The organism is Pandoraea apista (assembly GCF_001465595.2).
GTDB lineage: Bacteria > Pseudomonadota > Gammaproteobacteria > Burkholderiales > Burkholderiaceae > Pandoraea > Pandoraea apista.
On the sequence record NZ_CP013481.2, the window covers coordinates 5417906 to 5440721 of the forward strand.

Consider the following 22816-nt stretch of genomic DNA (forward strand, 5'->3'; position numbering starts at 1 on the left):
CCCATTGCCGGTGTTCCTAATGCGAACGCGCCCCCCGCGCCCCGATTTGTTTCCTGTTCGTCACCGCCCGATACGCACATGATATGATGCGAATGATTATCATTAACCTCAAAACCTGCTAGATCAGCGAAGGTTGCGTGGTTTACGCAGCCGAGCCAGAACCATGATGCGTGACGACACCGGGGGACGCAAAAACGACGCACGCGCCGACGCGTCCGGCGTGGCTACGCTCTATCACGATCACCACGGCTGGCTGCGCAACTGGTTACAACGGAAGCTCGGCAATCATGGCGACGCTGCCGATCTCGCGCACGACACCTTCGTGCGGCTGCTCAGCAAGGACACCCTCGTCTGTCCGCGCGAGCCCCGGGCGTTTCTCACCGTCGTGGCGCAAGGATTGGTCGCCAATCTGCATCGCCGTCGCAAGATCGAAGCGGCGTATCTCGATGCCCTCGCGGCACAACCCGAGGCCGTCGCGCCCGATCCGGAAACGCGCGCAATCCTGCTCCAGACACTCATCGACATCGACCGGCGCCTCGACGGCTTGCCGCCCGTTGTCCGGCGCGTCTTCCTGATGTCGCAACTCGACGGCATTGCGCAGCGCGATATCGCCGAGGCCGTCGGCCTTTCCATCGCCACCGTGCAGCGTCACATCGTCAAGGCGCTGCACGCCTGTTGTTTCGGGAATCCCGCCGCATGAGTACCGACATGCTTCCTGCGCACACCACGGGCGGCCCCTCGCCAACGCTACCGGAATCGGTCACGCTCGCCGCGACCGAGTGGTTCGTGCGCCTGCAAGCGAGCAAGGCAGGCGACACCGACGCCAACGTTCGCGCCACCACCGTGGCCGCATGGCAGCGCTGGTATGACGCCGACGCCCGGCACGCGCTCGCGTGGCAGCGTCTGGTCGACTTCGGCGACCATTTGCGAACGCTGCCGCCCCTCGTCGCGCACCGTACGCTCGTGCAAGCGCAGACGAATCCGGGCAGGCGACGCGTGCTCAGCCTCATTGCGTTTGCCGGCGTAGCCGGCGCCGTGTGGTCTGCCAGCGACTCCAACGCCGTGCGCGCCTGGCGAGCCGACGTCAGTACGGGCGTCGGCGAGCGTCGAACGATTCAGTTGGCAGACGGCACCACGCTCGCACTGAATACCGACTCCGCCGTCGACGTCAGTCTCTCGCAGAACACCCGCCGCCTGCGGCTGGTGCGCGGCGAGATTGCCATCACGACCGGCGCCGATGCCGATCACGGCCATCGCCCGTTCTTCGTCGACACCCCGCAAGGCAGTCTTCAGGCGCTCGGCACCCGCTTCACCGTGCGCCGTCACGACGACAGCGCTTCGGTCACGGTGCTCGAAGGCGCCGTGCGCATCGCGCCCGCAAAGGCACCGAACGCCGCCATCGTGCTCACGGCAGGACAGGGCGCGACTTTCGATGCCACCGCGTTGCGCTCGCGCTTCGCCGACGCTGGCGCCGCCAATGCCGCCGCTGCGTGGACGCAAGGCATGCTTGTCGTGCACGCCATGCCGCTCGGCGACTTCCTTGCCGAACTCGGCCGCTACCGCCGGGGGCATCTCGGGTGTGCGCCCGAAATCGCCGGCCTGCCTGTGTCGGGGATCTATCCCATCGACGACACCGACCGCGTACTCGACATGCTCTCTCGCGCGCTGCCGGTCGACGTGCAGCGCTACACGCGCTGGTTCGTGCGCGTGCAGCCCGGCGCAGATAAAAGCCACACCAGCAGTACGAACGATGCATCAGGGCACACGCGAACGTATCAGGCCGTAGGCGGCGACCGCCCGCACACCTGAGCGCATCGCAGAAGAGAATTTTGACGTCGGATGAGGGGTTTTCGAATCTCGCGGGGCATAGACAGGAATGCCCATTTCGATGTTTCGATGCCTCACAGAAAGGAATCCGCCGTCATGTTTTCTCACGTCAGCCACACGCCAGCGCGTGCCGCACGTGCGCGCACGCACGTGCGCGCCGAAACCGCCAGCACTCGCCGGGCCGTCACGTTGGCCGCCAGCACACTGTTCGCCCTGAGCGCCTTCGCCGCGCTGAGCGCCCACGCCCAGTCTTCCGCCACCGGCAACGCCGCCCCTGCCACGGCCGCGCGCGCCGCGCAAGCGCTGCACATTCCGGCCGGATCGCTGCAACAGGGCCTCGTCGCCTTCGCCCAGCAGACCGGCCTGATGATTTCCTACGACGCCGCCCAGATCGCCGATAAACGCACCGCCGGCGTCTCGGGCACGTACACGCCGTCGCTCGCGCTGGCGATCCTGATCGAGGGCACCGGCCTGCAAGCGTCCGGCCAACCCAACGGCGGTTACATCGTCGCGCCCGGCCCGAAGGCGGCCGCCGGTGACGCCATCGCCCTGCCGCAGACCAACGTGAACGCCCGCGCCGAGCGCGACATCGCGCGCGGGCCGGTCGTGGGTTACGTCGCGCAACGCAGCGACACGGCCACCAAGTCCGACACGTCGATCATGACGACTTCGCAATCGATCAGTGTGATCCCGCGCGATCAGATGAACGATCAGGCGGTGCAAACCGTGACCGACGCGCTCAAGTACGCCGCCGGCGTCAACGCCGACCCGTACGGCAGCGACACGCGCGCCGACTGGTTCTACATTCGCGGCTTCAACGCCGACGTCTATTGGGACGGCCTGCGCGTGCCACAGATCGCCAACCGTCCAGGCAGCTATGCCGCCATTCGTGTCGATCCGTACACGTTGGAACGCGTGGAAGTGCTGCGTGGCCCGAGTTCGATCCTCTATGGCGCGGGCAACCTCGGCGGTCTCGTCAATCTGGTAAGCAAAGCACCCAGCGCCGAGCCGTATCGCGAAATCGGCGTCGACTACGGCACCTTCGATCGGCGCCAGTTGCGTGTCGACATGACAGGGCCTGCCAACGAAGACGGCACCCTGCTGTACCGCATCACGGGTCTGGGGCGCCTCTCGAATTCGCAGACCGATAACGTGAGTGACGACCGGATCATGCTCCAGCCGTCGATCACCTGGCGTCCGAATGCGCAAACGAGCTTCACCTGGTTCGTCAACTACATGCAGGACAGCATGGGCTCGTCGGTCAGCTACGGCCCGGCGCTGGGCATGGTGACCCCCTCGCGTTGGGGCCGCATCGATCGCGACCTGCTCACCGGCGACCCGGCATTCGACCGCTATCGCAAAACGCAGGTCGCCACGGGCTACCGCTTCGAGCATCGTCTGAGCGACACCCTGCAATGGCGTTCCACCGCGCGCTTCACGCACATGGATCTCGACTACAAGTCGATCTACGGCACGGCGCTGCTGGCCGATCAGCGCACGTTGCAGCGCACCGCCTATCAGGCCGCGCCGATTCTGAACGGCTGGCAGCTCGATAACAACGTGCAGTACGACACCAGGACCGGCCCCGTTGCGCACAAGGTGGTCGGTGGCGTCGACTTCCAGACGCAGCGCTTTCTGAATCGCGTGTGGACGGGCACCGCGCCGTCGCTCGATCTCTACGCACCGGTCTACGGCGTGAAGGGCGTGCTGCCCGCCAACCCAACGACCAGCACCGACCAGACGCAAACGCAACTCGGCCTGTATTTGCAGGATCAGATGCGCTGGGACCGCTGGTATCTCACACTGGGGGGACGCGAAGACTTCACGTGGTCGACAACCGACAACAACATGAACAAGACCTCGGTAAAGCAAACGCCGAACAAGTTCACCTGGCGTGCGGGTCTGCTGTACGAGTCGGCCATCGGGCTGTCGCCGTACTTCAGCTATTCGACGTCGTTCCTGCCCACGCTCTCGACCAACCTCGCGGGCGATCCGCTCAAGCCCACGACGGGCCAGCAATACGAAATCGGGCTCAAGTACCAGCCGGTGAACACCAACGCGATCTTCACCGCGTCGCTGTTCAACCTGACACAACAGAATGTCTCGACCGCCGACCCGGCCAACACGCGCAACACGCTCCAGACGGGCGAAGTGCGCTCGCGCGGCGCGGAGCTCGAAGCGCGCGTGAGCCTGACCAACAAGCTCAACGTGGTGGCGAGCTACACGTATCAGGACGTCGAAGTCACGCGCAGCAATAACGCCGATCTGGGGAAGCGCCCGTATGGCGTGCCGCGCAACATGGCGTCGTTCTGGGCCGACTACAACTTCGGCAATGTCGGCGACGTAAAGCTCGGCGCAGGCGCAGGCGTGCGCTATCTGGGCCAGACGGCGGGCGACACGGCCAACTCGTTCTCGGTGCCCGGTGTCACGCTCGTCGACGCATCGCTGCACGCCGACATCGGCTGGCGCTGGCGTCTGCAACTCAACGCGACCAACCTGTTCGACCGTACCTACGTTGCGGGCTGCAACACCACCGTGCAGTGCTACTACGGCACCGGCCGTACAGTGCTCGGCAGCGTGACGGCGCGCTGGTAAAGCGCACTGGCGGACCCGGGGCGTTCGCGTGCGGCGAACGCCCCGGGATGGCGCCCGGATCGATGGAGTAGCATGGCGGCATCCGGGCTCTCTTTCGCACGACATGGGTGCAAACCTTCCAGCGCGCAGCGTGATGCCGCGCGCGACCTCGCTCGTTACCACGAGCCACTCATCGGCCAGCGCGCGCCATCGCACGGCCCTCTTCGCTTCGCTCCTGCCGCTCGTGTTGCTCGCTGCCTGTGCGGGCGCACCGCAAAGCCCCACGGCGCCACCGCCGTCGGCTGCAACGGCGATACGCTACAACATCAGCCGCTTCCCCATCGAGCATTACGATCAGGACGTCGATCACTGGATTCGGCCTGACGCTCCCGGCTACGATCAGCCGTTACTCTCCGCGAAAGAACAAAGCCGCCGCTTCGAGGCGTTTCGTGCGCGCTACTTCGGCACCGCGCCGCGCGACCCGTCGCCGTGGAACGGTGCATGGCTCTCGGCATCGCTGCTCAACGCCGCCGGTGCACAACAGATCGCCGATTCGCAAGGCCGTCGCGTGAGACGCTTCGATAACGGCGCGCCCGGCGTACGTACGACCTATGGCGAGAATTTCCAGCCGCACACGACCGCGTGGAATCGCGCCATCGAAGCCAACATGGCGCTGGCGCAACTCAACGCCGATCACGCAGGGTGGCAATACGATCCGCGCCGTCGCGGCATCACTGTAGACAACGCGCTGGTGCGCCAGCTACCGACCGCCGATCCGGCGTTTTACGATTTCCGTCAGGCTGGCGAGGGGTATCCGTTCGACGCGCTGCAAGACTCGGCGCTGCGGCCCGGCACACCGGTGTACACGCTCGCGCGCAGCGCCGACGGCGCGTGGCTGCTCGTCTATTCGCCCGATCTGATCGGTTGGGTGGATGCCCGCACGGTAGCGTCGGTCGACGAGCGGTTCGTCGCAACCTGGCGCAACGCGGCACAGCGCAGTCTCGGCGCCATCGTGCGCGCCGACGTTGCGTTGACCGATACGCCGCCTGGCGGCCAGGGTGACATCGGGCATCTCGGGGATACCGCGCCCGTGTATCGCACCTTCGCCCCCATCGGCACAGTGCTGCCGCTAATGGTCTCGCGCGACGCGCGCCCAGTTGCGATGTTCCCCGTTGCCGACATTCACCGGCGTGCGCAGATCCGCACCACAGGGCTCGACTCCTCGACCATCGTGCCGATGCCGTGGACGCTGACGCCGCGCCACATGGCACAAGTGATGAAACAGCAAATCGGGCGGCCCTACGGTTGGGGCAACACGCTGTTCTACAACGACTGCTCGGCGGAGACCCGCAGCCTTTTCGCGCCGTTCGGTGTCTGGCTGCCGCGTCATTCGTCGGATCAGTTGCGCGCAGGGAAACGCACCGATCTGCGCGCCGCCGATATCGATACGCGACTGCGCACACTGGCCGAACGCGGCCGTCCACTGATGACACTGATTCACATCAACGGGCACATCATGTTGTATCTGGGCAATGCCCAGCGCGACGGGGCAAGCGTGCCGATGACGTATCAGAACGTGTGGGGGCTGTCACCGGCGGACAACAGCCGCCGCAACGTCATTGGCGGCTCGGTGATCCTGCCGCTGCTGAAGACTTATCCGGAAGATCCGGAAGTCCGTTCGCTCGCGGGCAAACCGTTGTTCGAGATCAGTGTGATCGGCGACGAAAGCCCCGACGCAAATGCAGACGCCGAGCGTGCTCCGAGCACCGATTCGTCGGAGGAGATGCCCCAATAGGGGCGTCGCAGACTTCAGATATTCAGAATCGCAGCGCGCCGAAGGGCTCGGGATCGACGACCGGCGGTTCGCCGGTCATCATCTCGGCCACGAGCCGGCCCGTGATGGGGCCGAGCGTCAGACCGTGATGCGCGTGACCGAACGCAAACCACAGATCGCGATGACGCGGGGCCGGACCAATGATTGGCATCATGTCCGGCGTGCAGGGACGTCGCCCGAGCCACGGCTCGGCATCGACTCGCTCGCCGAGCGGAAACGTCTCGCGTGCGAGCGGCTCCACGGCGGCCAGTTGCACCGGCGTAGGCGGCGTGTCGCGCAGCCCGAGTTCCACGCCGGTGGTGAGCCGGATACCGCGCGTCATCGGCGTAATGAGGAAACCGTGTTCGGCATCGAGTACCGGTTGATTCAGCCGGGCGCCTTCTTGCGCGCGGTAGTGCATGTGATAGCCGCGCTTGACCGCGAGTGGCAGACGGTAGCCCAGCGCCGCCGTCACCGTATCCGCCCACGGACCGAGCGCCACGACCGCGCGGCGCGCGTCGATACGGCCCGCCTGCGTCTGCACCGACCATTGCGGCTGCAAAGTCGTGGCGTCGCCGTTGAACACCTGCCCGCCCAGCGATTCGAAGTAACGGGCATAAGCCGCCACCAGCGCCCCCGGGTCGCTCACGGAGTCCGACGCCGTGTAACGCAATCCTCCCACGAGCGCGCGGGTGAGGGCAGGTTCGTCCTCGCGCAGACGCGCCGCATCGAGTCGCTCGAACGGCACGCCATACTCCTCGCGCCAGCGCTCGGCATCGCGCTGTGCGGCATTCATCGCCGCAGCGGTACGAAAGACCTTGACCCAACCGCCCTCGCGTAGCAGATCCCCCGCACCGGACGCCGCGATGAGTTCGCGGTGCTCCGTCACGCAATGCGCGATGAGCGTGCTGTAGTGACGCGCGATCTCCGCGTGCCGCTTCGGGGCCGAGTGGTACCAGTAGCGCGCGAGGAAAGGCACGATCGTCGCCATCGCCGATACGTGATAACGCACGTCCGGCGAGCGATTGCCCGCGTAGCGCAGCAGCGTGCCGATGTCTCGTGGAAAGGCGTACGGATACACGCCCTCGCGCTGAATCAGTCCCGCGTTGCCGAACGAGGTTTCGTTGCCCGGCGACTTGCGGTCCACGAGTGCGACCGACATGCCGCGCCGTTGCAAATGCACGGCGACAGACACACCAACGATACCGGCACCGAGCACGAGCGCGTCGAACGTCATAAGCGTTGCGTCAGAAAGGGAGAAGAGGGGGCGAGGCGCACTGGAAGACGGCGCAGGCTCGCGTGCAATACGGACCCAAAGACGATACCGACGATGCGTATTACGGCGAGCCCAATCAACTGCACCGGCGACGCGATTACGCCAGCGCGGTCACGGCGATTTCGACTTCGAGACCGGCGCGCATGAGCGGCGATTGCACGCAGGCACGCGTCGGTGCATGGCCTTCCGGCACCCAGGCGTCCCACACGGCGTTGAATTCGGCGAAATGCTTGGCGTCGGACAACCAGATGTTGGCCGTGAGCAGACGCGACTTGTCGACACCGGCTTGCGCCAGCAACGAATCGATACGGGTGAGGATCTCGGTGGTCTGCTGCGTGACCGACACGTTGGCGGTATCGGGCACCTGACCGGCCAGATACACCACGCCGTTGGCGATCACGATCTGGCTCATGCGAGCGTTGGTATGCAGACGCTTGATTTCGTTCGACATAGGGGGGCACCGTAAAAGGAAACGGGCCGGGAGTCGGCCCGGGTGCCGCTATCTTATACGACGCTTACGCCACCCTTCATCGGCGGATCACTGCCGAATGAGCGCCATGGCGCAATCGAGCACGGTGCGCTTGAGATCGGCCATGCCTTCGGGGGGCAGGAACGGGCCCATCATGTGGCGATACGACACCGTCTTGCTAATGGCGGACGTGAGCATGAAGAACATCACGTCGGCGTCCTCCACGGGACGTTGCTGCGCTTCGAGCCAATCGGCCACGAGCGGCACCATTGCGTCGCGATAGGGACGCACGAGCCGCTGCGTGAGAATGTCGAGCCGCTCGCCTTCTTCGGTCGCGGCGGTCGAGAAGAACATGCCGACATCCGGATTCTCGAATACCACTTCCACGAATACGCGCACCGCCTGCTCAATACGCTCGGCAGGTGGCAGCGGTGCGTGTTGCAGGGCATCGGTCTGCTCGATGAGCGTGCGCGTGAGCGCGGCGATCTGGTCGACGACGGCGACCCACAGCGCTTCTTTCGAGCCGAAGTGGTGCGAGATCAGCGCGGCGTCGACACCCGACGCCTCCGCGATCTGGCGCACGCTGCTCGCATAGAACCCTCGTTGCGCGAAGATGCGCCGGGCGTTGAGTAGCAACGCATCGGCACCATGCGTGCAATCGCACGTAGGGCGCCCACGGGTGCGTTTTCGGGGCGGAGCGGCTTGCGAGACAGCTTTGTCTGGAGTCATTGAACGATGGGGTGGTCGAATTCGCGACAGCAATGCGCCAAGTCTACCCGACCCGAACGCGCCTGCCTGCCCAGACGATTGCTATTTGACACGCTGGGGCCACGGTCGCTATTATGCGCTTATTCATCACTTGTTGAATTTGACATTTCCCCCCAAATGTCTCGCGCAAACCGAATCGTGATTGTCGGTGGCGGTATCGCCGGCCTGAAGCTGGCAACGCGTCTGGGCCGTACGCTCGGGCGTGCCGGCGCTGCGCGCGTGACACTTGTCGACAGTCATCCCACCCATCTTTGGAAGCCCATGCTGCATACCGTGGCAGCCGGCACGCGCGATGTCACCCACACACAGGTGACGTATCTGGCCCATGCGTGCAGCAACGGCTTCGCGTATCAGGCGGGGCGCCTGTGCGGACTGGACCGGGTACGCCGGGAGATTGTGCTCGGGGAGATGGAAACGCCTGACGGCACGCCGCTACTCGGCGAGCGCCGTGTGCCGTACGACACGCTGGTGCTCGCGCTGGGTTCGCAGGCCGACGATGCCCGTTTGCCCGGCGTGCGCGATGTCTGTCATTTCATCGACAGTCAGCCGCAGGCCGAGGCGTTTCATGCCGCGTTGCACTGCGAGGCGTTACGCAGCGCCGTGAGCGACGACGCGTTGCGTGTCGTGATCGCGGGCGGCGGCACCACGGGTGTGGAGTTGGCGGCCGAACTGAGCCGCACGTTTGCGCTGGCCGCCGGTTACGGCGATCCGCAGATTTGCGAGCGTCTTAAGCTCACGCTGGTCGAGAGCGGCCCGCGTTTGCTGGGGGCATTTCCGCCGGACGTGTCGGCGGCGTCGCAGGCGCAGCTGGAGCGTCTGGGGTTTCGCGTGCTGACGGACACCCGCATCGTGTGTGCGGATCGCGACGGCTTCTATCGCGACGACGGCGAGTTGATTCCCGGCGATCTGCTGGTGTGGGCGGCGGGTGTGAAAGCCCCCGACTGCCTGAAGGACATTGGCGGTCTGACGACCAACGAAGCCGATCAGATCGTGGTGCGCAATACGATGCAAACGGCGCAGGACGAACGGATTTTCGCGATCGGCGACTGCGCATCGCTCACCCCTGCGCCAGGTGAGAGCGCGTTGCCTCCCACGGCTCAGGTGGCGACACAACAGGCGGCGCATCTTGGCCGTCATCTTGGTGCGTGGCTTGAAGGCCGCGCCATTCCGCCGTTCGCCTATCGCGATCCTGGCGCGTTGGTATCGCTGTCTGACTACAACGCGTTCGGCACGCTCGGCCGATTCGGTTTCTTTAAAGGTGGCATCGTGCGCGGACAGTTTGCGCAGTGGAGCCACGCCATGTTGTACCGACGTCATCAGCATGCACTGCACGGGTTCGCCCGCGCGACCGTCATGCTTGGCGCGGAAAAACTCGGCGGCCTTCGCGGGCCGCGCATCCGGCTGGCCTGACCATGCGAAGCGACCGAACCAATTGCCCCAACCGAAGCGGCAGCAGCCGCGCCCCGGGAACCTCCCCGACGGCCCGTGCCCCGCGCACGTCACGCAGCGCCTTGCACACTCAGGGTGTCTGGCAGCACACCGTAGCGATGCTCGATGCCGAGCCCGTCGTGTGCCAGCCGGTGATCCCTTACACGCGACGCGCGCCCATCGTCCGGGTGCTGGAGATCTCCAGCGAGTTGACCATCACCGTGTCGTGGAACGACGCGATGGGGGGCAACTACGGTGCGCAGATCTGGCGCATCCGCAAGGCGCATCATCCGGGCGTTTGTGCGCTGACGGGCGAGACGATCGACGTTGGCGACTTCGTCTACCGTCCGCTGTTCGGTGACGTACCCCCGCTGAATGCCGATGCCATGATCTCGGCCGAGGCCATCCGCATCATGCGCGAAGCCCACAGCCGCGAACTCGAACCGGCCTAAGACGACGACGAATCCCCCCGCGCTGAAAAGTTACCCCCCCGACCCCCCGTTTGATTTCAGCGTGTTGCCGCTCCCCGAGAGCGGCTTTTTTGTCTCGACACGTTAAGTCGCGTTACGTATAACGGATTTGGCGCCGGTATCCGACGCTTCGTTGCGTGTGTTACATCGGTTACCTCGAACGGTATCCGGCACGCAGCGCTTTGGGTTTACGCTTCGGCGATGGCTTACCGCATCCACCGGAACGCCGAGGGGGCAACCGCCCTTGACGCGTCCTACGCCTCACACGGAGACGACCATCGATGACCAAACCCTATCTCACGCTTTGCGCCACGCTTGCGGCGGCGACTGCCATTGGCTGGATGGCGTTCAACGCACGCAGTTACGCCGCCGGACCCGATGCTGACGCAACCGCCGATCCGCGGCAGGCGGAAATCAAGTTGCTCGTCGACAACACCATCACGCCGCTCATGGCCCGGCAGAACGTGCCGGGCATGGCCGTTGGCATCGTCTTCGACGGACACACCTACGTCTTCGACTATGGCGTAGCGGACAAAGCCGCCAAGCGGCCCGTCACGCCCGACACGCTCTTTGAAATCGGCTCCGTCAGCAAAACGTTCACCGCTACGCTCGCCGCCTACGCGCAAGCGACTGGCGCACTGTCGCTCAACGACAAGACCCGCCGTTTCGTGCCTGAACTCGCCGGCACGCCGTTCGGTGACGTGACGCTCGTAAATCTCGGCACGCACACCACCGGTGGCATGCCGCTTCAGGCGCCGGACGATATCCGCGACACCGACCAGATGCTTCAGTACCTGAAGACATGGAAACCGGCGCAGCCCACCGGCACCGTGCGCACCTATTCCAATGTGAGTATCGGCGCACTGGGCTGGATAACAGCGCGCGCCATGCACGGCGACTTCTCCACGCTCGTCACCGAACATGTCTTCAAGCCGCTGGACCTGACGCATACCTTTATCCGTGTGCCGAAAGATCAACAGGCAAACTACGCGTGGGGATACGGCAAGGACGGCAAGCCGATTCGCGTCTCACCGGGTGTGTTCGAGCAGGAAGCCTACGGCGTAAAGACCACCGCGAGCGACTTGCTGCGATTCGTGCAGGCAAACCTCGGCACACCGGCACGCGATAACGCGCTGCAACAGGCCATCCTCGCCACGCACACCGGCTACTTTTTCGACAAGCCAATGACGCAGGACCTGATCTGGGAACAGTATCCGTATCCCGTCAGCGTCGATGCATTACTCGAAGGCAACTCGAACCACATGGCGTACGAGCCAACGCCCGCACATGAACTTTCGCCGCCCATGGCGCCGGCGTCCGTCGTCTGGATCAACAAGACCGGATCGACGAATGGTTTCGGTGCTTACGTTGCCTTCGTGCCGTCGAAACAGATGGGCATCGTGTTGCTGGCGAACAAGAACTACCCGATGGACGAACGTATTCGCGCAGCGCATCACATTCTGACGACACTTGACGGCGGCACGCGCGCCACCGGCGCGTCACGAGAGTGATATCGTCCGGAGTGTTCTGATGTCGGCCTCGCCATTACGCCAATGAGGAAGTCCGCGCTACCGCTCGCCCTGAGTGTTGCCACCGCCGTCGCGACGTCATCCGTCGCGGCCGCAACAATGTCGACGGAGATTCAGGCGCCGGGTCCGAAGGGCTTGCAAGCGCCGCTCGCAGGCACTTTCGAAGCCCCGGCCGACAGCCGTGCAACGGTACTCATCGTGCCCGGCTCGGGCCCCACGGATCGAGATGGCAACAATCCGCTCGGCGTGAGGGCGGCGCCTTATCGGCGCCTCGCCGACGGACTTGCGCAACGCCGCATCGGCAGCGTACGCATCGACAAACGAGGGATGTTCGGAAGCGGCAAAGCCGTGCCCGACCCGAATGCCGTCACCGTCGACGACTACGTGCAAGACACGCTAGCCTGGATCGACACGATTCGCTCGAAGACAGGCGCGCGCTGCGTCTGGCTATTGGGGCACAGCGAAGGCGGGGTGATCGCGCTCGCCACGGCGGCACGCCATCCCGATTCCCTTTGCGGTCTGATTCTCATCTCGACGCCAGGGCGTGCGCTCGGCGACGTACTGAGCGAACAGCTTCACGCCAACCCGGCGAACGCCGCCATTGCCGACGCGGGCGACGCCGCCATTCGCTCGCTCATGCAAGGGCATCGTGTGGACCCGTCCACCCTGCCGGTGCCGCTCGCCCCGTTGTTCAACCCGGCGGTGCAGGGCTTTCTCATGAGTCTGTTCGCGCAGAACCCCGCCACGCTGATCGCGCAAGTGAAAGCGCCGGTGCTGATCATGCAGGGCGAGCGCGATTTACAAGTCAGTACCGAAGACGCGCAACGGCTCAGACAAGCGCAACCCGCCGCCACTCTCGCACTGCTACCCGACACCAATCACGTTCTGAAGACGGTGACGACCGACGATCGCGACGCGAATATCCGCACCTATGGCGACGCCTCGTTGCCGCTCGCGCCGGGCGTGGTCGAGACCATTGCCCGATTCATCGACGAGAATTCGAGCGCACCGTAACGCACCGATGTGTTGGCGAGTGGGCGTGTTGGCGCGCCAACACAGCCCTCACACTCGTACTACTTCCCGAAGACCTGCTCCAGCGCCGCCGCCATATCGTCGATCAGATCCTGCGGATCTTCCAGACCGATATGCAGACGCACGATCGGTCCGGCCGCTGTCCAGTCCTCGCATGTGCGCGTGCCGGCAACGTTCGTGACCGTCGCCAGACTCTCGAAGCCGCCCCACGATGCACCGATGCCGAACAGCGCCAGCGCGTCGACGAAACGATCCGCTTGCGCCGTGGTGGCATTCGAGAACTCGAACGAGATCAGGCCGTTTGTGCCGAGGCAATCGCGCTGCCACAACGCATGCCCCGGGTGCGTCGGCAGTGCCGGACAGAACACGCGAGCAACGTCGGGAAGGCTTTCGAGCCAGTGCGCGATCTCCAGCGCATGACGCTCGTGCATCTGCAAACGCGCCGCCAGCGTGCGTGTGCCGCGCAGCACGAGGTACGCGTCGTCGGGACTCACCGCCACGCCCTGTGCGTCGGCCATGGTGGAGAGCGTCTGCCAGACCGCCTGTGTGGTGGTGACGGTCCCCATCATGACGTCCGAGTGCCCGCTCAGGTATTTTGTCGCGGCCATGATCGAAATATCGGCCCCCAGCATGAGCGGACGGCACTGCACGCCGGAGCCCCACGTGTTGTCGGCTACCAGCAGCGCACCGTGACGATGCGCCAGCTCGGCCAGCGCCGGAATGTCGCACATCTCGTAGACGAGCGAGCCGGGCGATTCCACATAAATCAATTTGGTGCGCGCGGTGAAGTGCTCATCCGCGTTGCTGCCATCGGCGCGGAAGTAGGTGACGTGCACACCCCACGGCTTGAGAAACGTCTCCACAAAGTGTCGCAACGGCTGATACACACAGTCGGAGATCAGCACGTGATCGCCCGGGCGCACATAGGCGAGAAACACCATCGAGATCGCCGCGAGCCCGGTCGGGAAAAGCCGCGTGCGATAGCCGCCCTCCAGATCGGCAACGACATCTTCCAGCGCGAAGCCGGTCGGGTTGCCGCGTGCGCCATAGGTGAACATACGCTCGGTGCCGCGACGGCGGCGAGCGTCGTTCATGTCGTCCATCGAGTCGAATAACACGGTAGACGCGCGCACCACAGGCGGATTGACGGCGCGGCCGCCGACGACAGTGGTGTGCGTACCGCCCTTGACCAGGCGGGTGGCGAGACGTTTAGGAGTCGATTGTCGGGACATGATCGGGGGGCGTGGCTGATAACGATTCGAGCGATTCGGAACGGGTGTTGTGGCGTGCGCAACGAACAGGCGCACGCCCACGACAGAGCTTACTTCGCAGCGGCCGGTGCACCAATACGGAAAGCCCCGCGCTCCTGCTCGTCGAGCTGCGCGAGCAGACCCGTCTCCCACGCTAGATATTGACGCGCCGCCGCCTTGTTGCCGTCGTGGCGGTCGTGAACGAAGAACAGGTAATCGATGCATTCAGCATCCGGCGGCAAATCGGGCGTGCTCTCGACCGCATAACCGGCCGCGGCCCATGCCTTGAAGCCGCCCGCGAGCACCGAGATCGTACGCGGATCGCCCGCGTTCTCGCGGCGCCAGTCGGCCGCAAACAGTTCCGCGATACCGCGCTCCTCCGCGACGAGCACGATGTCACGCGACGCCGGCAGATTCGGCAGACGGGGACGAATCGCCCACTGCGCGCCCGCGATATGCTCGCGCCGGAAATTCATGCTCGGACGCACATCGATCACGATAGCGCTGTCATTCGTCAGCGCGGCCGCGAGGGTGGCCGCATCGATCTCGGGCAACGTCGGCTCAACCCCCGGCGCACGCACCGGCAGCGACGCGCCACTGGCCAGTCCGTCGCGCAGCACGTAGGCGTCGTGGCCCAACTGACGCAACCAACTGGCAACGATCGGCGCGCGTACGCCGTCGTTATCGAACAGCACCACGCGGGCGTGACGCACGCCCACATACTGATCCGTCGCCTGAATCAACTGACCGCCGGGGGTATGCTGCGCACCCGGCAACGTGCCGGCGGCAAACTCTTCCGGCGTGCGCACGTCACACAGGAACAGCGAGCGCGACGGGTCCGATGCCCACGCGGCGAACGTCGACGCGTCCACCTCCGGCACGGCGAAACGCTCGGCCAGCGCGCCGCTCGCTTCGCGCATCTGCGCGAGGCTCGACGGTGTCACCGTATCGGGATAGCGGCGTGTGCTGCCATGCTCGAGCGGCAGGTCTTCCAGGTACCAGCCCTGCGTGCCGTTCTCCAGCGCCATCACCGGGTTGGGAATGCCGAGATTGATGAGGGTCTGAGCGCCGATGATGCTTCGCGTGCGTCCGGCGCAGTTCACGACGATAGGCGTCGTGGGGTTCGGCACCAGTTCGCGGATGCGATAGCCGAGTTCGCCGTTCGGACAGCAGATCGATGTGGGGATCGTCATCTTCAGATACTCGCTCACGGGACGTCCGTCGAGGATCACCAGATCGTCGCCGCGCTCGCGCATTGCCGCGAGTTCGCGTGCTGTCACGCGCGGCGTGTGATACGCCATCTCCACCAGTTCGCCGAACGTTTTCGACGGTACGTTGACCCCGGCGAACAGCGTGAAGCCGGCCTGTTGCCAGGCATGGGTGCCGCCTTCGAGCACGTACACATCGGTGTAGCCCAGGGCAGCCAGACGTTGCGCCGCCAGCACGGCGACACTCGCGTCGGTGTCGTAGAGCACCACGCGCGCATCGCGACGCGGGGCCAGCCGCACGATATCGAGTTCGAGGCGGCTGTAGGGCAGCGTCACGCCGTAGAAGAGGTGCGCCTCGCCGTACTGGCCGTGCTCGCGCACGTCGAACACGGCGATCTCGGCGCCATCGTGCAGCCATTCCTTGAGGCGGGCGGACGGCACAAATTGAGGAGTGAACGAGGTCATAGCGTTGCGTCGTTGTCAGGTTTCGCCCGGCCGTTGCCAAAGCGTAGGGATGAGCTAACCCGCACCGCCCGCCGGGGCGATGTGATACGGGTGGCGCGAAACAGGTTCGCGCGCTCAGGGAATTCGCCGCCGGTCTCGCCCGGCGGTCACTGCGGGATCAGCGGCGGGTTTTCACGCCGATGTCCATCACTTGATACGTGCCCTTGGCAAGGTCAAAGGTGATGCGCTCGGTCAGCGTTTCCAGCGCACGGCCATACATGTGCAGGTGGCGAATCGGGGCGTCGCCCTTGATCTCGACGGCGTGAATGTCTTCCGAGGCCAGCGCAATGCCATGGCCCGGATCGACCACGACGGTGTCGCTCACTTCGAGCGTACCGACACCCGGCGTCTTGCCGTCGTCCGTGCGACGGTAGACGTAGTTGTATTCCACGCCATCGACAGCGGCGATGCAGGCCCACGTCGTGTGGTTGTGCGGCGTAATCTTCTTGCCCGGGCGCATGACATTCAGATACAGCGCGTAGGTCTTGTCGGCATCTTCGTGAATCAGATAGCGCGCTTGCAATTCCCCGTCGCCCGGCGGCGGGAAATCGGCCTCGCTCCACAACGCACTGCGCGCGGCAAGCGATTTGACCTGATCGAGCACCGCAGCCAGTGCGGGGCGCGTTTCGCCTTCGGGCGCCAATGCGGCCTTCATGGCGTTGATTGCGTCGCTGACGGCGGCCTGACGTTGTTCCGAAACTGAGGACGTGGACATGATGAGAGTCTTCTCCGTAGTGCTTTTGTTTTGCGAGGTACCCGGGCAGGGCGCTATCGTGTGTTGTGTGAGGCTGAGTAGCCTGTCTATGCGGTTATCGTCAGGCAGGCACCACTTCGCGCGGCACACCGATCATCGGCGACGGACGCAGCACGTCCTGAAGGAAGCGCTGTGCGCGCGCATGCTTCGGCTGGCTGAAGAACTCCGCGGGCGGCGAGTCTTCGAGCAACTCGCCCTGATCCATGAACCAGACGCGACTTGAAACGTCGCGCGCAAACCCCATTTCGTGCGTGACGATCATCATCGTCAGCCCGTCGTCGGCCAGCGAACGCATGACTTGCAGCACCTCCTGCACCATCTCCGGATCGAGTGCACTCGTCGGCTCGTCGAACAGCATGAGCGGCGGTTTCATGGCGAGCGCGCGCGCAATCGCCACGCGCTGCTGCTGACCGCCCGAGAGATTCGCGGGCATGGCGTCGATCTTGTGCGCGAGACCGACTTTGGCGAGCAGCGTCTGCGCTTGAGCCACGGCTTCGTCGCGCGACATGCCCAGCACTTTCGTCGGGCCGAGAATCAGGTTCTGCCGTACCGACAGGTTCTGAAACAGGTTGAAACTCTGGAACACGAAGCCGATGCGAGCGCGCAACTGATTGAGCTTCACGTCGCGCGCGGTGACATCTTTGCCTTCGAAGAGGATACGTCCCTTCTGAATGGCTTCGAGCCGCGTGACGGTGCGAATCAGCGTCGACTTTCCCGAGCCCGACGGTCCGCACACGACAACGACTTCGCCGCGTCCGATGGTGGCGTTGATGCCCTTGAGGACATGATGTTCGCCGTAGAACTTATCGACATTCTCGAATGCGAGCATGCTCATGGTCGCGTTCTCCTTCTTGAATCCTGTGCTCACGCCAACCCCGCGCGTTGACGGGCGATGCGACGTTCAAGCCAGCCTGCGAAGCGCGAAATGGCGAAGCACAACACGAAATAGAAAGCTGCGAGCACGAGGAACGTCTGCAGCGGCTTGGTCAGCACGATCGTATTGACCTGTGCGGCCGAGTACGTCAGCTCGGGCACCCCGATCACATACGCCAGCGATGTCGCCTTGATGATCGACACGAACTGATTGACGATGGACGGCAGCATGTTGGCGAGCGCCTGCGGCAATTGCACGTAACGCATGCTTTGCAGCCACGACAGCCCGTTAGAACGCGCCGCCTCCATCTGTCCGCGCGGCAGGCCCTCGAGACCGGCCCGCACGATCTGCGACAGGAAAGCGCTCTCGTAGACGATGATCGCGCACACGGCCGTAGTGAATGCCGACACCTCGGCGCCCACCAGCAAGGGCACGGCGAAATACGCCCAGAAGATGATCATCAGCAGCGGAATACCGCGTACGAGTCGTGTCCAGATACCGGCCACACGACGCATCCAGCGCCACGGCGAGACCTGCGCCAGACCGATTGCGACCGAAATCGGGAACGAAATCACCAGCCCGAGCGCCGAGAGAATGAGCGTAATTGCCACGCCGCCGAGCGGGCCGTTGGGCCAGCTCCCGACGAGGAATAGCGCGAGATAGTCATGCAGAATCTCGTACATCGTCTCAGACTCCCGAGGGCGCCGTACGGCGTTTGGCGAAGTGCTCGGAGAGCGCCATCAAGGCCAGCGTGCCAATCAGATACAGGATCGTGGCCACCAGAAACACGTCGAATGTGCGGAAGGTCAGGTTATCGATCTGACGCGTGCGATACAGCAGTTCATGAACGCCGATCGCCATCGCAAGCGAGCTGTTCTTGAACAGCAGCAGCGCCTGGTTGAGCAACGCGGGCAGCGCCACACGAATACCCTGCGGCAGAATCACGTAGCGGAACGACTGCAAATACGTGAGACCGATGGACCACGCGGCTTCTTGTTGCGTGTTCGGAATCGCACGCAACCCCGAGCGCAGGTCTTCCGAGATGAACGCGCCGGCATTGAGCGACAGCGCGATCGTTGCGAAGAAGAACTCGGTGTTGCCGGCGTTGATCCAGTCGCGCAGGCCCTCGGGCAGCAATTGCGGCACACCGAAGTACCACACCAGGATCTGCACCAGCACCGGCACGTTGCGGTGGTATTCCACCACCACGATCACGAAGCCCTTGAAGAGTTTGACCGGCAACGCGCGCAACGTGGTGAGCGTCACGCCCACCACGATGGACAACAGGCCCGAGACCACGAACAGCCGGAGCGTGGTCAGCACGCCGTCGCGAAAGAGCTTCAGGTAGCCGTCTTCGAGCAAAAACGAGAGATCGAACATTGCGCGTCGTCTCGCTTACTGTACCTTGATAGGTTCGACCTTGTAGTCGCGCGTGAACTTGTAGACGGACTTGCTGCCGAGCCACTTGTCGAAGCTCTCCTGCAAGCCGTTCGACTTGTCGTAGTCGACCAGGATCTTGTTCACGGCGGCGAGCAGCGCGGGTTCGTTCTTGTTCATCACCACACCCCAACGCTCTTCAAAGACCGGTTTGGTGAGCAAACGATACTGCTGGCCTCCCTTGGCGGCCGCTTCGTTGGCAAAGCGCGCCAGAATCAGTTGGCCCGCCACGAGCCCTTCGACCTTGCCCTGTTGCAGCGCGAGGAACGCCGACGAGATGTCGTGGAAGGTCAGCAGATTCGAATCGGGCAGGCGCGTGACCGACACCGCTGCCGAACTGGAGCCCTCCGACGCGGCGATCTTCTTGCCCGCGAGCTGATCGAGCGTTTGCAGCGGCGAGTCGGCGCGCACCAGCACGCGGATCGGGGCAACGAAATACTGGTCGCTGAAATCGACCTGCGCAGCGCGAGCGGGCATCCACGCCACGGCGGCGGCCAGCACGTCGACGCGGCGCGTCTTGAGTTCGGGAATACGGGCGTCGGTCGACAAGGCGCGATGTTCGAGCTTCACGCCCAGCCCCTTGGCGATCGCGTTGCACACGTCGACATCGAAGCCGACGATCTTGCGCGTGGCGGCATCGGGGAACGCATACGGTTCGCTGGCGTTTTGCGTGCCGCAAACGAGCGTGCCGCGCGCCTTGATGTCAGCCAATTGGTCGGCGTGCGCGATGCCCGTCATGGCGAAGGTCGCGAACAGCGCGGCTGCAAGGTGTCGTTGCCACATGATCCTGAGTCTCCTTGAGTTCGACCTGGGGGGTGAATCGATTAGCGGGGGACCGGTCGGTGCCGGCAATCCACCCTTTATGCCCCGGTCACATAAATATTGCTTGAGTGTCAGGCAGGTTATCGACCAAAATTCCCAAGAACAATTTAATTTTTATCTCAGAAACATTAGCGTCCCTGAAGTATCCACCCAAACAGTCATGCGAAACCTCGACATCGATCTGCTGCGGACTTTCGTGGCGATTGCGCAGCACGAAACCTTCGCGGCGGCGGCCACGCGCGTCGGTCGCACGCAGTCCGCCATCACGCAGCAAATGCAGCGACTAGAGCAGGAAATGGGGTGTGCACTGTTCGAAAAGCAGGGGCGGCAGAAGACCATGACGGCCGACGGCGTGCGGCTCGTGGCTTACGCAAACAAAATTCTCGCGCTCAACGATCAGGCGGTGCAGGTCATGCAAACGCGCGGCCCGGCGGAGAAGCTGCGTATCGGCTCGCCACACGATGTGGCCGACTCGATCCTGCCCAGCATGTTGCGCCGGCTGTCGAAGCTCTCGGCGGAGTTGCAGTTGGAGATCATCGTCGGACGCAGCCCGCACCTGATGGATGCGCTGCGCGACAAGGAACTGGATCTGGCGATCTCGACCCGTTACGACGAAGGCTTCCCGGGGATCAAGCTTCGCACCTCGCCGATGGTGTGGATCTGCGCCGACGACTTCATCTTCAACTCGGCCGCCCCCGTGCCGCTGGTGATGGCCGACGAGTTGAGCCTGTTCCGGCGGCTGTCGATCGAGCGCCTGAACGCGGCGGGCATCGCGTGGCGTACGAGCTTCATCTCGCCCACGCTCACCGGCATCAAGGCGGCGATCAGCGCGGGCCTCGGGGTCACGGCGCGCACAACCGAGTTGCTCGATGCGAACATGCGCGTGCTCTCGGAAGCCGACGGTCTGCCACGCCTGCCCGACGTGGCGTTCTATCTCTACGTGCAGCCGACATGCACCAGTCAGGTACTGCGCGAATTGTTCGAATCGACGGAACACATCGCCACACGCTTCGGCCCGCCGTTTCTGATGGGCGAGTAGTCGGGCATTACGCGACGCGATGCCGGCGAGTCATCGACGTCCAGTCGAGGGTCCATCGGCAATGGCTCGCGTAACGCGCGAGGTCAGCCCTTTGGCGCAGTTCCCGGACGCAGATATTTGACCACATGCGCGACGTAGTCGGCCTTCCCCAGTTCCACGCCATGCTGGCGCAGAATCCCGTACGCGGTATTGGTATGGAAGTAGAACTGCGCGAGCAACCAGTCGCGCGCGTACTGCTCGCCGGTCATGTCGAACACCACACCGTTGGGCAACGCCAGCGAGATATCGATGTACTCACCGGCATCGAGCGCGTTAGCGGGAAGCGCGTCGAGAAACGCGATGGCGTCGGCAAGACACGCCTTCGCTTCGGCAAACGTGCCGGGGCGTTGCTCGGCATTCCAGCCTTCGCGCTGCACGGCGAGCACGGCTTCCGGAATCGGCTCGCTACGCAGCCGGTACGCAGGCTCCATCGCCTGGTAGCACACGAAGCGCACCTGCGCGGCCAGCGGGTACATGTCGGGCGCGAGACGCAACGTCATCAGCGCATCGGGATCCTTGCCCTTGGATTTTTCGTATGCCGCCGCCTTGTCCAGCCACGCCGACAAACCGCGCAGCATGTGCGACAAAGAGGGGATGAGAAGTTCGGTCAGCGTCATGCCAGTACTCCGTTATTTTGTATTTTGTGGAAACTTCGCGACGCAGCATATCGCGATCGCGGCGGTCTCGCACAGCAGGCGGCGAGTACTCACGTCGTGGCGATAAGCAATTCCTCGGCGTTTGACGGCGGGCGCAATCCGTCGTCCCGGTGCGCGAAATAGCGCTCGGTCAGCGCCGCCGCCGAGACATGTTCTGCATGCCTGAAGCCATTCTCCCTGGCGAACGTCATCATTTCCTCCGGTGTGAAGAAGCTGATAAACGGCGTGCCGCTCGCCCGCGCCCCTTTCTCCGCCATTTCGAGGCCGGGACGCACCTCGGGATCGGCCATCTCCAGCGGCAGCAGAAACGTCATCGCCAACGTGGAGCCGGGCGCAAACGACGACACCTCGCGCAACGTCGACGCATTCGCCTCGCGCGTCAGATACATGCTCACGCCGGTGGACACAATCACCGCCGGCCGGGCGGCGTCGAAGCCGTGCTGCAAGAGGGCATCGCGCCACGATTGGCCAGCTTCGAAATCCACCGGCACGAAATGCAGCCAGTCCTGCACGCCATACCCCAACGCGATGAGCCTGTCATGCTTCCAGCGTTGCGGCCCCGGGCGATCGACTTCGAAGATCGTGAGCGATGTGGCGAGTTCGGGGTGTCGCTGCGCAAAGCTGTCGAGGCCCGCGCCAAGAATCACGTACTGGGTGACACCCTCTCGCATTTGCGCCAGCACGAGGTCTTCGATGAAGCGCGCGCGCGCAACGATGGACGCGCGAAACGGCCGTGTGAACGCCGGATTCATGTCGCCACGCTCACGCCAGTCGTCCGGTGGTTCAAGCAGCTTCAGGCCTACGTTGTCGGCGAGAATGTGCGGCGCGGCGTCGAGTTCGAGATGCAGCGCGCGCCACAGCGCAACGCGCGCGGCGGTGCTGTCGGGAGCGATGTCTTTGGGGTCGGTCATGATGCCCACCTGACGAATCGGTAAGTGATACGGCGATTTTTGCACAGCCCCGGCGAGCGTGCCGGGCAATCGCTCACGATGGGCGATAGCGTTCCGTCGTGAAGTCGATGCACGCGCATCAACGTGCCGCACGCCA

Annotated in this window: 21 protein-coding genes; 9 read left to right on the forward strand and 12 right to left on the reverse strand. The window is 64.2% G+C overall.

What is annotated here, in order from left to right; all coding sequences use genetic code 11:
• Positions 1 to 166: 166 nt before the first annotated feature.
• From AT395_RS24480 to AT395_RS24495, 4 genes are all read left to right on the forward strand, one after another.
• On the forward strand, positions 167 to 700 hold the full coding sequence (locus AT395_RS24480; protein WP_048628486.1) for a sigma-70 family RNA polymerase sigma factor: 534 nt from the start codon (positions 167 to 169) through the stop codon (positions 698 to 700).
• Positions 697 to 1809, forward strand: coding sequence for a FecR domain-containing protein (locus tag AT395_RS24485; protein WP_048628457.1), 1113 nt, complete (start codon positions 697 to 699; stop codon positions 1807 to 1809). Before AT395_RS24480 ends, AT395_RS24485 begins: the two co-directional genes overlap by 4 nt.
• Before the next feature lie 114 nt (positions 1810 to 1923).
• A complete protein-coding gene (locus AT395_RS24490; RefSeq protein WP_048628456.1) occupies positions 1924 to 4422 on the forward strand; it encodes a TonB-dependent siderophore receptor in 2499 nt (832 codons plus the stop codon).
• A 103-nt stretch (positions 4423 to 4525) separates the two neighbouring features.
• Positions 4526 to 6196, forward strand: a complete 1671-nt coding sequence (locus tag AT395_RS24495; protein WP_053086340.1) for an SH3 domain-containing C40 family peptidase — start codon at positions 4526 to 4528, stop codon at positions 6194 to 6196.
• Between the two features lie 22 nt (positions 6197 to 6218).
• Here AT395_RS24495 and AT395_RS24500 read toward each other — a convergent pair whose 3' ends face one another.
• The 3 genes from AT395_RS24500 to AT395_RS24510 all read right to left on the reverse strand — a co-directional run bounded on the left by AT395_RS24500 (position 6219) and on the right by AT395_RS24510 (position 8688).
• On the reverse strand, positions 6219 to 7451 hold the full coding sequence (locus tag AT395_RS24500; protein ID WP_048628455.1) for an NAD(P)/FAD-dependent oxidoreductase: 1233 nt from the start codon (positions 7449 to 7451) through the stop codon (positions 6219 to 6221).
• A 136-nt stretch (positions 7452 to 7587) separates the two neighbouring features.
• On the reverse strand, positions 7588 to 7941 hold the full coding sequence (locus AT395_RS24505) for a RidA family protein (protein ID WP_042113777.1): 354 nt from the start codon (positions 7939 to 7941) through the stop codon (positions 7588 to 7590).
• Positions 7942 to 8028: 87 nt separating this feature from the next.
• On the reverse strand, positions 8029 to 8688 hold the full coding sequence (locus AT395_RS24510) for a TetR/AcrR family transcriptional regulator (protein WP_048628454.1): 660 nt from the start codon (positions 8686 to 8688) through the stop codon (positions 8029 to 8031).
• 156 nt (positions 8689 to 8844) lie between these two features.
• Between AT395_RS24510 and AT395_RS24515 the strand changes: the two genes are divergently transcribed.
• The 4 genes from AT395_RS24515 to AT395_RS24530 all read left to right on the forward strand — a co-directional run bounded on the left by AT395_RS24515 (position 8845) and on the right by AT395_RS24530 (position 13168).
• Positions 8845 to 10137, forward strand: a complete 1293-nt coding sequence (locus tag AT395_RS24515) for an NAD(P)/FAD-dependent oxidoreductase (protein WP_048628453.1) — start codon at positions 8845 to 8847, stop codon at positions 10135 to 10137.
• Between the two features lie 101 nt (positions 10138 to 10238).
• Positions 10239 to 10607 (forward strand): DUF3331 domain-containing protein, encoded by a 369-nt coding sequence (locus AT395_RS24520; RefSeq protein ID WP_162597706.1) that lies wholly within the window; start codon positions 10239 to 10241, stop codon positions 10605 to 10607.
• A 299-nt stretch (positions 10608 to 10906) separates the two neighbouring features.
• Complete coding sequence (blaPNC, locus tag AT395_RS24525) at positions 10907 to 12136, forward strand: PNC family class C beta-lactamase (RefSeq protein ID WP_053086338.1); 1230 nt, start codon at positions 10907 to 10909, stop codon at positions 12134 to 12136.
• Between the two features lie 117 nt (positions 12137 to 12253).
• A complete protein-coding gene (locus tag AT395_RS24530) occupies positions 12254 to 13168 on the forward strand; it encodes an alpha/beta hydrolase (protein ID WP_197090686.1) in 915 nt (304 codons plus the stop codon).
• A gap of 59 nt (positions 13169 to 13227) precedes the next feature.
• Here AT395_RS24530 and metC read toward each other — a convergent pair whose 3' ends face one another.
• The 7 genes from metC to AT395_RS24565 all read right to left on the reverse strand — a co-directional run bounded on the left by metC (position 13228) and on the right by AT395_RS24565 (position 19996).
• On the reverse strand, positions 13228 to 14418 hold the full coding sequence (metC, locus tag AT395_RS24535) for a cystathionine beta-lyase (RefSeq protein WP_048628451.1): 1191 nt from the start codon (positions 14416 to 14418) through the stop codon (positions 13228 to 13230).
• An 89-nt stretch (positions 14419 to 14507) separates the two neighbouring features.
• A complete protein-coding gene (locus AT395_RS24540) occupies positions 14508 to 16109 on the reverse strand; it encodes a rhodanese-like domain-containing protein (RefSeq protein WP_048628426.1) in 1602 nt (533 codons plus the stop codon).
• 157 nt (positions 16110 to 16266) lie between these two features.
• Positions 16267 to 16863 (reverse strand): cysteine dioxygenase family protein, encoded by a 597-nt coding sequence (locus tag AT395_RS24545; protein ID WP_042113767.1) that lies wholly within the window; start codon positions 16861 to 16863, stop codon positions 16267 to 16269.
• A gap of 100 nt (positions 16864 to 16963) precedes the next feature.
• Positions 16964 to 17731 carry an amino acid ABC transporter ATP-binding protein gene (locus AT395_RS24550; RefSeq protein ID WP_042117619.1) on the reverse strand — a complete coding sequence of 256 codons (768 nt, stop codon included), beginning with the start codon at positions 17729 to 17731 and terminating at the stop codon, positions 16964 to 16966.
• A 35-nt stretch (positions 17732 to 17766) separates the two neighbouring features.
• Entirely contained in the window at positions 17767 to 18459 is a 693-nt protein-coding gene (locus AT395_RS24555) for an amino acid ABC transporter permease (RefSeq protein ID WP_042113765.1), read from the reverse strand.
• A gap of 4 nt (positions 18460 to 18463) precedes the next feature.
• The gene (locus AT395_RS24560) at positions 18464 to 19156 is read right to left on the reverse strand and encodes an amino acid ABC transporter permease (protein ID WP_042113763.1); all 693 of its coding nucleotides are present in this window, start codon (positions 19154 to 19156) and stop codon (positions 18464 to 18466) included.
• 15 nt (positions 19157 to 19171) lie between these two features.
• Positions 19172 to 19996: a transporter substrate-binding domain-containing protein gene (locus tag AT395_RS24565; protein ID WP_042113762.1), complete on the reverse strand. Its 825-nt coding sequence runs from the start codon at positions 19994 to 19996 to the stop codon at positions 19172 to 19174.
• A 199-nt stretch (positions 19997 to 20195) separates the two neighbouring features.
• On the opposite strand from AT395_RS24565, the gene AT395_RS24570 reads away from it, so the two are divergent.
• Positions 20196 to 21074 (forward strand): LysR substrate-binding domain-containing protein, encoded by an 879-nt coding sequence (locus AT395_RS24570; protein WP_042113761.1) that lies wholly within the window; start codon positions 20196 to 20198, stop codon positions 21072 to 21074.
• Between the two features lie 83 nt (positions 21075 to 21157).
• On the opposite strand, the gene AT395_RS24575 is transcribed toward AT395_RS24570, so the two are convergent.
• Positions 21158 to 21730, reverse strand: coding sequence for a DUF1993 domain-containing protein (locus AT395_RS24575; RefSeq protein WP_042113760.1), 573 nt, complete (start codon positions 21728 to 21730; stop codon positions 21158 to 21160).
• Between the two features lie 89 nt (positions 21731 to 21819).
• A complete protein-coding gene (locus tag AT395_RS24580) occupies positions 21820 to 22680 on the reverse strand; it encodes a class I SAM-dependent methyltransferase (RefSeq protein WP_048628450.1) in 861 nt (286 codons plus the stop codon).
• Positions 22681 to 22816 lie beyond the last annotated feature (136 nt).

Coding starts and splice junctions, on each gene's coding strand:
- AT395_RS24480 (WP_048628486.1), top strand. CDS start 167: ATGCGTGACGACACCGGGGGACGCAAAAACGACGCACGCGCCGACGCG.
- AT395_RS24485 (WP_048628457.1), top strand. CDS start 697: ATGAGTACCGACATGCTTCCTGCGCACACCACGGGCGGCCCCTCGCCA.
- AT395_RS24490 (WP_048628456.1), top strand. CDS start 1,924: ATGTTTTCTCACGTCAGCCACACGCCAGCGCGTGCCGCACGTGCGCGC.
- AT395_RS24495 (WP_053086340.1), top strand. CDS start 4,526: ATGGGTGCAAACCTTCCAGCGCGCAGCGTGATGCCGCGCGCGACCTCG.
- AT395_RS24500 (WP_048628455.1), bottom strand. CDS start 7,451: ATGACGTTCGACGCGCTCGTGCTCGGTGCCGGTATCGTTGGTGTGTCT.
- AT395_RS24505 (WP_042113777.1), bottom strand. CDS start 7,941: ATGTCGAACGAAATCAAGCGTCTGCATACCAACGCTCGCATGAGCCAG.
- AT395_RS24510 (WP_048628454.1), bottom strand. CDS start 8,688: ATGACTCCAGACAAAGCTGTCTCGCAAGCCGCTCCGCCCCGAAAACGC.
- AT395_RS24515 (WP_048628453.1), top strand. CDS start 8,845: ATGTCTCGCGCAAACCGAATCGTGATTGTCGGTGGCGGTATCGCCGGC.
- blaPNC (WP_053086338.1), top strand. CDS start 10,907: ATGACCAAACCCTATCTCACGCTTTGCGCCACGCTTGCGGCGGCGACT.
- AT395_RS24530 (WP_197090686.1), top strand. CDS start 12,254: ATGTCGACGGAGATTCAGGCGCCGGGTCCGAAGGGCTTGCAAGCGCCG.
- metC (WP_048628451.1), bottom strand. CDS start 14,418: ATGTCCCGACAATCGACTCCTAAACGTCTCGCCACCCGCCTGGTCAAG.
- AT395_RS24540 (WP_048628426.1), bottom strand. CDS start 16,109: ATGACCTCGTTCACTCCTCAATTTGTGCCGTCCGCCCGCCTCAAGGAA.
- AT395_RS24545 (WP_042113767.1), bottom strand. CDS start 16,863: ATGTCCACGTCCTCAGTTTCGGAACAACGTCAGGCCGCCGTCAGCGAC.
- AT395_RS24550 (WP_042117619.1), bottom strand. CDS start 17,731: ATGCTCGCATTCGAGAATGTCGATAAGTTCTACGGCGAACATCATGTC.
- AT395_RS24555 (WP_042113765.1), bottom strand. CDS start 18,459: ATGTACGAGATTCTGCATGACTATCTCGCGCTATTCCTCGTCGGGAGC.
- AT395_RS24560 (WP_042113763.1), bottom strand. CDS start 19,156: ATGTTCGATCTCTCGTTTTTGCTCGAAGACGGCTACCTGAAGCTCTTT.
- AT395_RS24565 (WP_042113762.1), bottom strand. CDS start 19,996: ATGTGGCAACGACACCTTGCAGCCGCGCTGTTCGCGACCTTCGCCATG.
- AT395_RS24570 (WP_042113761.1), top strand. CDS start 20,196: ATGCGAAACCTCGACATCGATCTGCTGCGGACTTTCGTGGCGATTGCG.
- AT395_RS24575 (WP_042113760.1), bottom strand. CDS start 21,730: ATGACGCTGACCGAACTTCTCATCCCCTCTTTGTCGCACATGCTGCGC.
- AT395_RS24580 (WP_048628450.1), bottom strand. CDS start 22,680: ATGACCGACCCCAAAGACATCGCTCCCGACAGCACCGCCGCGCGCGTT.